9 protein-coding genes and 2 pseudogenes are annotated in these 12,904 nt (G+C 71.2%); 7 read left to right on the top strand and 4 right to left on the bottom strand.

Going from position 1 to position 12,904, the window contains the following annotated elements; translation table 11 throughout:
- Positions 1-26 precede the first annotated feature (26 nt).
- The 6 genes from fxlM (at position 27) to OG948_RS59860 (ending at position 8,487) form a co-directional block, all read left to right on the top strand.
- Positions 27-2,078: a methyltransferase, FxLD system gene (gene fxlM / locus OG948_RS59885; protein WP_331733505.1), complete on the top strand. Its 2,052-nt coding sequence runs from the start codon at positions 27-29 to the stop codon at positions 2,076-2,078.
- 4 nt (positions 2,079-2,082) lie between these two features.
- The gene (locus tag OG948_RS59880; RefSeq protein WP_331733503.1) at positions 2,083-3,165 is read left to right on the top strand and encodes a hypothetical protein; all 1,083 of its coding nucleotides are present in this window, start codon (positions 2,083-2,085) and stop codon (positions 3,163-3,165) included.
- A 794-nt stretch (positions 3,166-3,959) separates the two neighbouring features.
- Positions 3,960-4,529: an NUDIX domain-containing protein gene (locus tag OG948_RS59875; RefSeq protein WP_331733500.1), complete on the top strand. Its 570-nt coding sequence runs from the start codon at positions 3,960-3,962 to the stop codon at positions 4,527-4,529.
- Complete coding sequence (locus OG948_RS59870; protein WP_331733497.1) at positions 4,526-6,460, top strand: ABC transporter ATP-binding protein; 1,935 nt, start codon at positions 4,526-4,528, stop codon at positions 6,458-6,460. The genes OG948_RS59875 and OG948_RS59870 overlap by 4 nt, the downstream gene beginning before the upstream one ends.
- Before the next feature lie 724 nt (positions 6,461-7,184).
- A complete protein-coding gene (locus OG948_RS59865; protein ID WP_331733494.1) occupies positions 7,185-7,916 on the top strand; it encodes a nuclease-related domain-containing protein in 732 nt (243 codons plus the stop codon).
- Positions 7,917-7,929: 13 nt separating this feature from the next.
- Positions 7,930-8,487, top strand: coding sequence for an SH3 domain-containing protein (locus OG948_RS59860; protein ID WP_406300970.1), 558 nt, complete (start codon positions 7,930-7,932; stop codon positions 8,485-8,487).
- A 278-nt stretch (positions 8,488-8,765) separates the two neighbouring features.
- Here OG948_RS59860 and OG948_RS59855 read toward each other — a convergent pair whose 3' ends face one another.
- Positions 8,766-9,041 (bottom strand): hypothetical protein, encoded by a 276-nt coding sequence (locus tag OG948_RS59855; protein ID WP_406300969.1) that lies wholly within the window; start codon positions 9,039-9,041, stop codon positions 8,766-8,768.
- A 307-nt stretch (positions 9,042-9,348) separates the two neighbouring features.
- The gene (locus OG948_RS59850; protein WP_406300968.1) at positions 9,349-10,125 is read right to left on the bottom strand and encodes a hypothetical protein; all 777 of its coding nucleotides are present in this window, start codon (positions 10,123-10,125) and stop codon (positions 9,349-9,351) included.
- Between the two features lie 15 nt (positions 10,126-10,140).
- Here OG948_RS59850 and OG948_RS59845 point away from each other — a divergent pair.
- Positions 10,141-10,626, top strand: a pseudogene (locus OG948_RS59845) (NUDIX domain-containing protein); the annotation flags it as partial.
- Positions 10,627-11,042: 416 nt separating this feature from the next.
- On the opposite strand, the pseudogene OG948_RS59840 reads toward OG948_RS59845, so the two are convergent.
- Together OG948_RS59840 and OG948_RS59835 are read right to left on the bottom strand one after the other, a co-directional pair.
- Positions 11,043-11,267 (bottom strand): annotated as a pseudogene (locus OG948_RS59840) (protein kinase family protein); the annotation flags it as partial.
- 167 nt (positions 11,268-11,434) lie between these two features.
- Positions 11,435-12,625, bottom strand: coding sequence for a permease-like cell division protein FtsX (locus OG948_RS59835; protein ID WP_331733482.1), 1,191 nt, complete (start codon positions 12,623-12,625; stop codon positions 11,435-11,437).
- Between the last annotated feature and the right edge of the window lie 279 nt (positions 12,626-12,904).

Genomic DNA, 12,904 nt, shown 5'->3' with positions numbered 1-12,904 from the left:
CCCCACGACCAGGAGCACCCACCACCATGGACGTCGACGACGAAGACCCCCCGATCACCCGAAACGCGCTCTGGTGGCACGCCACCGTGTCCTTCCCCGACCGCGCGGGAGCCGGCCCGGAAGCCGCCCGGGCGCTGTCGCTCGCCCTGCGCGACCGACGGTTCCACTTCGTACGCAAGGACCCGGGGCTGCGACTGCGCACCGAGCGCCCCGCCGCCCACCTCCTGGACGCACTCGTCGCCGACCGACTGCTCCACGGCTGGGTCGCAGGCGTCTACGAACCGGAAATTACGGCATTCGGCGGCCCCCGCGGCATGGACGTCGCCCACGACCTGTTCTGCGCGGACAGCCCCGCCGCCCTGGCCGAGACCGGCAGCCCCGGCGCCAGAGAACGCTGCGTCCTCCTGCTCTCCCACCTGAACCGGGCGGCCGGCCTGGACCCGTTCGAGATCGGCGACGTCTGGGCCAGGCTCGGCTCGCTGCGCCCCGCGGTCATCGTCCCCACCGGCCGGGCGCGCGAGCGGGCGATCGCGGCGATGCGGCGCCTGATGAACGCCGATGCCGCCCGGCGGCCGGACGCCGAACGCGCCTGGCCGGGACGCGTCGCCGCCTTCGAGGACACCGGGCACCGACTGCGGCGACTGGCCGTCGACGGGCACCTGACCCGGGGCCTGCGCGCGGTACTCGCCCACCACGCGATCTTCGCCCTCAACCGCGCAGGGGTACCCGTCGCCGAACAGGCGGCAACGGCATGGCTGGGCCTACAGGTCGCCTTCGCCGACAGGAGTGAAACCGACGTGTCCACCCACCGAGCCGCCTCTCCCACCCCTAGCCTCACTCGCATGGAGACCACCACGCCCCCGGCCAACGACCCCGCCGCACTTCGCGAGGCGCTCGTGACCCGCCTCGTCGACGGCCACCTGCGCACCCCCGCCGCCATTGCCGCCTTCCGGGAGGTCGAACGTCACCTGTTCCTCCCCGGCGTCGACCTGCGGACGGCGTACGTCGAGGACGCCGTGCCCGTCAAGCACGACGACAACGGCGAGATGATCTCCTGCATCTCCGCACCCTCGATCGTCGCCACCCAGATCGAGCAACTCGGCCCCCGACCCGGCCACAAGATCCTCGAAGCCGGGGCCGCCACCGGCTACAACGCCTCCCTGCTCGGCCGACTCGTCGCCCCGGACGGCCACGTGTGGACCGTGGACGTCGACCAGGACCTCGTCGACCGCGCCCGCAAGAACCTCGCACAGGCCGGAGCGTCGAACGTGAGCGTCGAACTCGCCGACGGCGCCACCGGACTCCCCGAACACGCCCCCTTCGACCGCATCCAGTTCACCGTCGGCGCCGGCGACGTCCCCGTGCAGATCCTCGACCAACTCGCCCCCGACGGACGCCTGGTCCTGCCGATGCGCATCCGCGGCAGCGTCTCCCGCAGCTTCGCCTTCGAACGCGACGGCCGCACCTGGAAGACCGTCTCCTGCGAGATGGCAACCTTCGTACCCCTGCGCAAGGGCGTCTGCGACGACGTCTACACCCTCGTACCCATGGCCGGGGAAGGCAACGTACGTCTGGAGACGTTCAGCGAACAGGACGTGGACCGCGAGGCGATCCGCACCGTCCTCGATCAGCCCTCCCGCAAGGTCTACTCCGGCGTGAAGTTCCGCCAGGGCGACCCCTGGGAGTGGCTGTACCTGTACCTGGCGACCGTGCTGCCCAACGGCCTGTCCCGCATGCCCGGATCCCGCCCCGGCTTCACCCCGCACTTCGCATGGGGCTCCATGGCAGCCCTCGACGGCGACACCCTCGCCTACCTGACCGTGCGCGAAGGCGAGGACGAGCAGGGCAGGTTCTGGGAGATCGGCGCCATCGGCCACGGCCCCCACGCCGCCACGCTCGCCGAACAGGTCGCCACGGAGATCGGCGAATGGGACCGCGGCTGGGGCAACACCGCACCCGAACCCGGCTTCCGCATGGCCGTCGGCGACGCCCGCCGGCAACTCGCGCCCACCGAGCCGCGCTTCGTCGTAGACAAGCCCAACAGCCGCCTTGTCGTCGACTGGCCACGCAGGAGCTGAGTCGATGATCCCCGCGATAGCCGCCCGCATCCCTTTGGTGCGTCGACCGAAAGCGCCCGGGTTACCCCTGGCCGAGCGCATCGACCACCTCACCGCGCTGGCCGCCCCGCCCGCCGACGCGGGCCACCGCGCCTTGGTGGCCCGCGCGAGCGGAGTCCTCAACTACGCCGCGCTGATTGCCTCCGACGTCGGGATGCCCGACCTGGCCGCCGATCTGTGCTGGAAACAGCACCGGGCCTTCGCCGACGCAGGACGCCTCACCGGGGACATCGCAGTGATGGCGCTCATGCCGGTGGTGAACCTGGCCCGCCTGCTGATCCGCGAAGGCGACGGCGAAGGTGCCTACGAGGTCCTGGAGCGGTTGCTCCACGCCGGCCGACGGCGCGGAACAACCGAGATCCGCGACCGGGAGATCGACCTGTCGGTGTTGACCGGCACCGACGCCGACCACCGAAGAATCTGCGAGGAACTGTGGGCGACGGTGCTGATCGACGGCGCCAGGGCCCTGGCGCGGATCGGCCGCTGGACCGAGGCCGCCGAAACCATGGCAGCACACCGGGGCGTCGGCAACCGACTACTCGACGGCCGCCAGATCACGATCATGTCGTTGATGGAACGCGGCCTCGACCGGAAGGCCCGCACCATGATCGACACCACGGTTCCCACGGAACCATGGGAGAACACCGTGGCGGCCCTTCTGCGCGCCCACTGCCGACCACGACGACCGGACCCCGACCTCGCCGTGCGCGAGGCACTCCCGGTGATCACGCCGCCCGATCCGGCCACCGCCGCGTTCCAGGCCCGAGTCGGACTCACCGCGCTCGACCTGAACCGCGAACCCGCGAACCCCACCGGCATCCGCGTGAGGGACGCTCTCGCCGACGTGGCGGCCCTCGACGCCTACGCCGCCCGCGACGTCCTGAACCACCACCCGGCACGCTCCCGCCTGACCAATGGACAGACACGCAACCTGCGTGCCGTCGTGGCCGCATCGGGGCTCGACGCCGGACATCTCTGCGCAGCCCACGCGCAAGCCCTCACGGCCGCCGTGGACAGAGCCGAAATCGCGCTCCGCAGGCAACTGTGAGCCGCCGCACGGTCGACCCTTCGCGTGATCCCGCGGTCCTGGACGACGCCACACCGCGACTGTCGGTAGGGATCTCTACGCTCTGCGTGATGACATCGAACCGTCCCTTCCCGCGCCGCGCATCACTCTCCCCGACCCCGACGGCGTGATCACGAGACCCCGCGTCGAACCCGGAGTCCGCCGACGGTCGGGAACTTCCCTATGCGCGGAGAGGAAGCCGTCTCGCTACCGACCCGGCCCGTCGCGTCCGGTACGCGGGGCGTCCTGAACGTCGTCGGCCTCCACCTGGACGCGCCGCAAACGTGCCCGCGCATGCAGATGATCTTCCGTGCCCGCCGGTGGACGGGCACGCCCGAAGTCCTCGAACCCGACGTGTGCCTCGGTTGGGGGTGGCGGCACCACCACGACCTTCCGACTACACCCGCGCCGTGATCCGAGCCATCCAAGCCGGCCGCCTCTACACCGAGTTCGGCTGGACCTGACATCGAACACGCACCCCGTCCGTACAGAAGGGTCCCCGTCGTGAGCGAGCCCACACCACCCGACACCGCGACCGCCGTGACCGTGCCACTCGATGGCCGGGCACGCAACGCCCACCCTGCGAACACCACCACCCGAGAACCCGTCGCGACGACAGTCGGGTGCAAGTTCCGGTCGGCGTGGTTCGGCGACCACGGACCGCGCGACGAAGGACCACCCCGCCACGACCCACCGGCGGAAGGCCCGTCAGCCGAGTCGCGTCGCTGCCTGCCCAGGGGTGCGAATTGAGCGCGGTGGCGCGGCACACGGAGCCCGTGGACGTCCACCTGATCCTTCGCCGCGACGGCATGGACGGTCCTCGGGTACTGCTGTCGCGGCGGGCGGGAGCGGTGTACGCCGCAGGCCTGTGGCACCTTCCGTCAGGACATCTGGACGGGCCGCACGAGGACGTCGTCGACGCCCTGGTCCGTGAAACGGCGGAGGAGACGGGCGTATTCGTCGACCCGGCCGACGTGCGCCCCGCCACCGCGATACACCATCGCAGCCCGGACGGGGGTGCACGGGTCGGCTTCTTCTTCGAGGTCCGGCGCTGGCACGGCACACCGCGGGTGATGGAACCGGCCGTTTGCGACGCGATGGACTGGTGCCGGCTCGACGCGTTGCCGGTGCCAATGGTTGCCTACTGCCGGGCCGGGCTCGACGCCTACTGGGCCGGCGCCCGACTCGCCGTGCACTTCCAACGCCCCGGCGACCCGATCGCGTACGACCCCACGCAGGACCGGCTGCGTACGGTGCCGGCCGTCGGCGACACGAGGTCGCCGCTGTCCGAGACGGCCGCTCGGGCGCTCACCGAACGCCCTGTCGACGAGGGGAGCGGGGCATGACCGACACCACCGGCAGACTGCGCGACAAGCACGCCGACGCGGGGGAGCCGGAAGCGGAAGCGCCCGAGGAGACGTTGACGTACGACCACCCGGGCGGCGACAGCCTGGAGTTGGCCGAGTTGCTGACCGGCCGCAGCATGGCGCGCCGGCTCCCGTCGCTGGTCCGCAGAACCTTCGCCCTGGCGTGGGAGGTGGACCGCAAGGCGGTCGTGTGGCTGCTGGCCTGCCAACTCGTGTCCGGAGTGTCCGCCGCCCTGGGGCTGTTCGCGACCACCGCCGCGTTCTCCGTGCTGATCGACACGGCACACGACCCCGGCCGGCTGGGCGCGGCGATTCCGGCGGTGTCGGTGCTGGCCGCCACCGCCGGCCTGCGGGCCCTGCTGGGCATCGTCATCCAGGCCCTGTCCAACCGCCTCTCACCCCGGATCTGCCGCGAGGCGGAGTACAAGATGCTGGAGGCCGCGACCAACGCGGAACAGGCCGCCTACGACCACCCCGGCTTCAACGACAGATACGACGCGGCCGAACGGGGCGTGGACGTCAGCCGCGACATGATCGGACAGTCCCAGAACTACATCTCCTCCCTCGCCACCCTCGTCGCCGCGGGCGTGGTGCTCGCCGCGCTGTATCCGCTGTTGCTGCCGCTGCTCCTGCTGGCGGCCGTCCCGCAGGCGATGGCCTCGATCCGTGGCGAACGCGTCACTTACCTGGCAGTGGTGGCCACACACAAGGACCGCCGGGTGATGTCCATGCTGCGCTGGCACCTGATCGCCAAGGAACAGGCCGACCAGGTCCGCACGGACACCCTGGCCCCCTACCTCCTCGACAAGTACAGAGCCAGCGCGGTGCGGGTCGAGGCCACCAACAACCGGGCGACCTGGGATCGGGCGAAGATCGCGGTGGTGGGCGCCGTCGCCACCGGGCTGGCGTCCGCGGTGGTGTGGGGCGCGGTGTTGCTGCTGCTGGGCACCGGGAACATCTCCGCGGCGTCCGCCGGCACGGCGATCTTCGCCCTGCGCTCCGCGGGCACCGGCCTCCAGGGCCTGGTCGGCTACGGCCGCGACCTGCTGCGGACCGGCCTGTACCTCGACGACTGGGAACGGTTCGTCACCGAAGCGGCCGGACAACGCCTGGATCGCGGCGACATCGTCCCGGACCGACCGCGCCACATCGCCCTGCGCGACGTCGTCTTCCGCTACCCCGAGGCCGACCGGGACACCCTGCGCGGCGTCGACTTCGACGTCCACCAAGGAGAGATCGTGGCCGTCGTCGGCGAGAACGGCTCGGGCAAGTCGACCCTGATGAAACTGCTGTCGGGTCTCAACCTGCCCACCACCGGCACCGTCGCCTGGGACGGGGTCGATATCGCCGACCTGGACCCACAGGCCATGTGGAAACAGACGTCGGTGGTTCCGCAGGTCTTCGCCCGCTGGCCGATGACCGCGCGGGAGAACATCCATCTGGGACAGCCCCGCACGGAGGGCGAGCGAGCCGTGATCGCGGCAGCCCGGGCCAGTGGCGCCGACGACGTGATCGAGACCCTGCGGTCCGGAATGGGCACCCTCCTGGCGCGGGAGTGGTGGGGCGGGGTGGCCCTGTCCCCGGGACAGTGGCAGCGCATCGCCGTGGCGCGCGCGATCCATCGCGACGCAGGTCTGCTGGTCATGGACGAGCCGACCTCCGACCTGGACCCGCGCGCCGAGCACCGGATCTTCACCGGCCTGCGTGACCTGGCCGGCAACCGCGCGGTCGTGCTCGTCACGCACAACCTGGCCAACACCTCCGTCGCCGATCGCGTGGTCGTCATGGAGAAGGGCCGTGTGGTGCAGAGCGGAACCTTCCACGAACTGATCAGCCGGCCAGGCCTGATGCAGGACCTGTGGCGCCTCCAGCAGGATCGGGACGCCTACCGGCAGGGAGGGGAGCCATGACCGAGATGCAGGGGCAAACCGGTGACTCTCAATAGGCTGAACGAACCTCGCTCCGCCCGTCTTCGTACACTTCGCCCACCCGCTCAAGTCCCCGGTTGCCACCAAGGTTTGTCGCAGAACGGGCAGTAGTTTTCGGCCGGGTCGGCGTAACCTGTCGGTCTCGGCACATCCCCCCTGGCCGGTGATGGGCCCGTGATCCCCACCCCCATCCGGGATCGCGGGCCCTCGGCCTGGCCGGGCGGTCCCGACGAAGCCCGAGCGCGCAACGCCACCACCGTGTGCGAACGCTGCGGGCGTTCGCGTTGTCATCCCGCGGGTAACGCGCCTGCGGATACCGGGAGTTGCCGGGCCCAACTCCCGAGCATCGCGCGGTCCTCGGCCGGCAGGTCGAAGTACACGGCGGGTTCCAGGGTTTCCACAGGCGGGTCCCTTGCGGACGTGGATGCTTTCGACACCGCGATCGCTCGGCTGCTGGAGCCGGGTCGCACGCCGCAGCCATTCGTCGGCGTCGGTCACGGAAGCAGCCGGATCGGTCATCCCATGCCCCACCTGCGTTGTCCGAATTCGGTAGGCCGGGCACCCCGCGCCACGCCCGCGACGGCGCATACAGGCCGCGTTCGCGGATACCGGACCAGGCCCGATCCCCGCGATCTCACCGTGTGTGTCGGAGCGAATCGCTATCGTGGTCGAGGCCAGGGGAGGACCGTCTCGGGGGAGGCTGCGCATGGCCCGCAGTACGTTCGGCGCCGGCGCATCCGCCGCCCGTCAGTCCCGCTCCATCCGCAGCGCCCACCGACGGGCGCGGCACCGCGTCGCCCTGCGGCGTGCCCCGCTCGTCGCGGGGATGGCATCCCTCGTCGGGTGGGTGGCGGCCGCGGCCTCCGCATCCGCCGGCTTCGGCGCGGGCGCGGGCATCGTGGTGGGCGCGACCCTCACCGGCGGCTCGTACACGCGCTCGCTCACCGCCGATCGCTGGGCCAAGGGCGCCAAGGGGGAGCGGCGTACCGCCCGTTCGCTGGCCCTGGCCCGCGGCTGGGTCGCGTTGCACGATCGGGCGATCCCCGGATCGGCCGCGAATTTGGACCACATCCTCTTCGGCGGCGGAGGAGTGGTCTACCTGGACACCAAGACGTGGACCTCGACCAAGTCGCGGGCGCGCTTCGACGCCGACGGCCGCCTGTGGTACGGCAGATACCCCCAGGACAGGGCCCTGCGCACGGTGCGATGGGAGGCCGATCAGGCCCAGGAGGCGCTGGGCGTGGGCGTGCAGGCGGTGATCTCCGTCCACGGTCAGCCGCATCTGCCTCGTCGGGGCACCGTGGTGGACGGCGTCACCGTCGTGCCCGCCGAGGCCCTGCGTGAGTGGCTCGACGCCCGACCGCGTGTGCTCGACGAGAGCCGTGTCGCCGCGCTGGTGGCCCTCGCCGAGAACGCCCTTCCCCCGTACGTCCACTGACCCCGGAGGCATCGTGTCCGACGTCCCGCCCGGCTACGTCCGCGTGCGCTCGCACCTGCGCCGCAAGCCCCGCCCTCGCCCTGCCGTCAGCGATGGGGGTGACGGTTTCTCGTTCGGGGGGATGGCGACCTTCGGCGGCATCGCGCTCGTCGTGGTCGTCGGGGGATGCAGCCTCCTCAACGCGGGCGACGACAAGCCCGACACCGAGTCCGCCGCCAAGAGCGCCGTCACCGCGTCGACCGCCCCGACATCGGCCGCCACGCCGCCCGGCACACCGGCGGCGAAGGCACCGGCAGCCCCGGCAGCCGAGGCGCAGGTCACCCGCACCACCGTGACCGCGCTGCAGAAGATCGGTCTGCCGATGCGGTCCCGACCCGGCGCCGGTTCCACCGTCACCACGGTCCCCGTGGGCACCGACCTCACCGCCACCTGCGCAAGCACGGGGCCCACCACGTGGGGCTGGCACGGAGTCCGCAGCAACCTGTGGGCACGGGTGACCACCGACAACGGCATCACCGGGTACGCGCCCGTGGCGTGGCTCCAGGCGCCGGCCACCCTCCCCACCTGCTGAATCCGCCGGCCCGCAGGCGAGAACGGCAGTCGGGGCCACACCGGTTCCGTGCATGCCCGGGCGCCCACACACCGATCTCTGCGACCAAGTCGGCTTCGGATGGCTCGGATACGTCACCTCGGTGGGGTCCGTGGATCGAGCGATGCCAATGTCGATGGGTCGATGTCGTGGGGAGCAGCCCTCTCGTGAGCCGATGGCCATCGACTTGGCGTGGATCCCCGCCGCCGGCAGCCGCTTCGGCTCCCGGGCTGCGAGGGGTTGTGTCCCGTGGGGAGGGCCTACGAGGCGGATTCGTGGTCGGTGTCGCAGACCCCTGCGAAGAGGAGCTCCCACAGGTCCAGGCGTCCCTGCGCCTGCTTGGCGGTCACGTACTCCTGGTGCGAGCGGCCCTGTTCGCCGTACAGCTCCGGGTTGCACAGGGCATCCACGAACGCGATCGTGATCAGTTCCGCGTCCGGGTCGATCTCGCGAAGCCGCGCGAGATTGGCGTCCAGGGCCCACGCGTTGGTGGCCTCGTCGAGGAACTCGCGGAGAACCGGATCCTGCTCGTGCATGTGCCGTTCCTTGCGTGGACTACCGGGAAGCCCATCACGGGCAATCGGCTCGATGGGGGCGATCATCGCAGAGAGGGAGTTTCCGCCGTTGCTCGGGTCGCCGTTCTCCCGCGCGACGCTCACCGACATAGCTCCTGCACGTCCGACCGCGCGCCGCGCACCGTCATCCGAAGTCGATGCGCTGGGACCGGTTTCCGCCACGCGGCGATCACCGGACCATGCCGTCGCCGACGCCCTCGACCCGTGGCGTCTCGACCGCGTCGGACGCCTGCGGAGGGTCGTTCGGCGGGAGGGCGCCCTGTGGCCGTCAGGTCCCGGGCAGGTTGGCGATGTAGCCGTTGGCGCGGTCCCCGCGCATGGAGCGTGCCAGTTCGGCGACGTGCCGTGCCTGGGTGGCGGACAGGCGCCGTGCCTCCCACAGCAGGGCGGCGGCGTCGACCGCCTCCGGGGGCGGGGGTGGTGGTACCTCGGGCAAGTGGACGCCCGTCAGCGCCGCCAGCTCCAGGGCGTCGATCCCCAACACGGCCGCGAAGTCCGTCACCAGGCGAGGCGACAACTCCTTGCGACCGGAGCCGATCAAACCGTAGGTGGACGCCGACAGGAGCGTGGGTGTCGCGACCGCCAAGGCCCTTTGCATGCCCGTCCAGCTCAGATTGCGGTACTGGAGCATGCGGACGACCGCTCCGCCCCGATCCGCGAGGGCCGCGAGCGGCTTCGGGACGAAGACGGAAAGCCTTTCCTCCTGGGGCAACGAACGGATGACCCGCAGGAGTTCACGCCGCCCCGCCGCCGGAAGGTGAATCCCGTCCGACACGATGCGGGGCGCCCACTCCTCGGCCGCGCCGTCCAACGGCGCCAGGTCCTCCGGGACGGCCGACCCCGCGAGGATGAACAGATCGACGGTCCGCAACCCGACGGCGGGCGCGATCCGTCGCAGCAGCCGCTCGCCGGGGGCCTCCCTTGCGAGTACCGCCCGGACCTCGTCCGCCGTCACCCCCGCGCGATCGGCCAGATCCCGCACGCCGAGCTCTCTGCGGTCCAGCAACCACGCCAACAACACACCGAACCCGGAATCCTGCGTCATACGCGCATCGTAGGTGTGGTGCCGCTCCACCATGACGGCGTGCTCTCAAGCCACCAGGGTTCGTACGGCTCACGCGCGCACGGAGCGAAGCCTTGGACGACACCGAAATCGCACTCCGCGGAGGGCCCCACTTCGCGTCATGACCGATCGGCCGCGAGGTCGGCCGTCGCGGCGACGACGAACCGGCACGTCGAGTGCGGTACACGTGGCGTCCTGAACGTCGTCGGCGTCCACCTGTACGTGCAGGACTCCCGGGGGCGGATCCTGCTCGGGTTGCGGCATCCCGATTCGCTCTACGCGCCCTCGACCCACCACTTCCTGGCCCGGCATTGCGAGCAGGAGTCCGCCGTGGCCTGCCTGGTGCGTGAGGCCCGGGAGGAGGCCGGGCTGGTGATCCACCCCGACGACGTCGAGTTCGCCCATGCCCTCCACCTCATGGACGCGCCGGGAACATGCCCGCGCATGCAGATGGTCTTCCGGGCCCGGCGCTGGACGGGCACGCCCGAAGTCCTCGAACCCGACAAGTGCCTCGGCCGGGGATGGTGGCACCCCACGACCTTCCGGACCCGACCGTCGACTACACCCGCGCCGCGATCCGAGCCATCCAAGCCGGCCACCTCTACAGCGAGTTCGGCTGGACCTGACATCGAGCACGCATCCCGTCCGTACGGAAGGGTCCCCGCCGTGAGCGAGCGCACACCACCCGACACCGCGACCGCCATGCCGGCGCCTTTGCCGCTCGGTGACCGGGCGTGCAATGCCCACCCTGCCAACGCCACCACCCGAGAACCCGCCGCGAGGACAGTCGGGTGCAAGGCCCGGTCGGCGTGGTTCGGCGATCACGGGCCGCGCGACCCCCGGCACGATTGTGTGGGGAGTCGTCGAGCGGGATGCACCCGCGGCGCACTCGTACTCCGGTTCGCCGTGGACCGGACATGCTCGGGCCGTCTTTCCAGGTCGGTGAGAGGCACCCGCTTCACGAAGACGGGGGTTCCGGCGACCTCCAGCAGGGACGCCGTCCCGCCGATGCCGGACCCGTTCGGCACTGCCGTGTCCACGAACTCGCGCAGCGCGCGATCACTGCACATGGCCAGGGATGTGGGGACGGCGCCATGGGCGGTGAGACGCGCATCGCGCGACATGTCAGGGACTTTCACTGTTGCCTCCATCCGGATGCCGGCCTCGCGTCGCGCATCCCGCGATGGCGGCGAAACCGAGCCGAGCTGCGACCACCGCACCACCAGCCGCACCTTCCCGGTGACCTTATGTGTGCGCGCGAGAGAATCGCGTGCGAGAGGTGTGGGTTCGTTCAGTCGCGGCCGGCGTTTCGGAGGTGTTCCGCCGCGCGGCGGGCGAGTCGGTCCGAGGTGGTGGGGTCGAGGCCGGCGTCGGCGGGGAGCGTGATGGTGGCGAGGTTGGGCCCGATGCGTACGAAGATCGAGTCGACGGTTCTGGTGTCGCCGCTCTGGTTCGTGACGATGCGCATGCCGAGTGTCTCGTCCCCGACGGTGGGAGAGGCGACGGCACGAAAGCGTGCCGTGGCACCCGCCCACGGCACGGGCAGGTCCGCACAGCCGGTCAACATGGCGCGGGTCTTGGCCAACTGAAGCGCGGCACCGTTGCCTTCGTATGCCTGGACGGTGGCGACCAGCCGGGTGCCGGCCGTGTTCTCGAAGGTTCGCTGTGCGCCGAGGAGGACAACGATCGGGCCGGTCGGGGCGCCCGCCAGGGCGCGGTCGCACCCGGCGTCGCCGCTGAGTCCCGAGTACGGCGCGGCGGCCGGCTTGGGTCCGGTGTCGGTCGGCGCGCCCGCGGTCCAGCCGCTGCCGACGTCGTCCACGGTCAACACGGCGCGCCTGGCCCGCTCCGGGGTCAGCGCGGCCGTCACGGGGATCGGGGGAGTGGCGAGCGGGCCGGAGGGGGTCTGTTTCATGGTCGAGGAAACTCCCGGGCGTCCCTCGAACGCGGAGGCCACCGTCGTGATGGTGCCGGGGTCCTTGAGTTTGACGCGGAAGGACTCCGGGAGTTGCTCGGCCGTCATGGCGTCGAGGAGGAGGGGGTTGCCGGCGTTCTGCGCGCGAAACAACTCCCACGCCTGTCTCCGGTCCTCGAAGTACACGTGCTTGACCTGCGGCATGGCTTTGAGGGCGGCGAGGATTTCCTCGCGTTGGACGGTGGTGACGGCGCCGTTCGAGCAGCCGCCCGTCTTCGGGTCGGAGGCCTGGCACAGGAACACCGCCAGGTCCACCTTCCCGGCCCAGAAGTCGACGCCCGGTGGCAGGTTGTCCGTGTCCCAGGCGGGAGCCTCCTCGTCCGCGTCGTCGGAGCCGGGCCCGGCCGACCCCGCGGCTGCCGAGGGGGCCGCCTTCGGCTGCTTCGGGGGTGCCTTCCCGCCGTCGCCGCCGGTGCAGGCGGCGGCCGTCGTGATCGACAGGATCACGGCCGCGCATCGGATGGCGATCCCGCCCGTACGGGACGTGCTTTGTTTGCCCATGCTCATCCCCCGATGTGAACGTGTGTGGAACCGAGCGTAGTTGGTGGGTCTCTCACCGGATCCGACCCACCCTTGTGGATGTCCGCCAGGTCGGACGTCCGGCGCGCCCGCGCGCCGTTCCGGGGGATGCTGCGTTGTGTTCGGTTGCACGGGCGATCGGGTTGGTCATGGCCGGGATCGGTCGGTCTGGCCTATTGGGCCCGGGAGAGGTCCGGTGTTCTGCGTCACCGGGCGCCTCCGCCCGCCCGCCCGAGGGGTGACCCTTCGGCGTGCGGCTCCCGGCAC

It is taken from the genome of Embleya sp. NBC_00888 (genome assembly GCF_045207655.1).
Taxonomy (GTDB): domain Bacteria; phylum Actinomycetota; class Actinomycetes; order Streptomycetales; family Streptomycetaceae; genus Embleya.
Note: the sequence above shows the minus strand (reverse complement) of the source record. Positions and strands in the feature narration are given on the sequence as shown.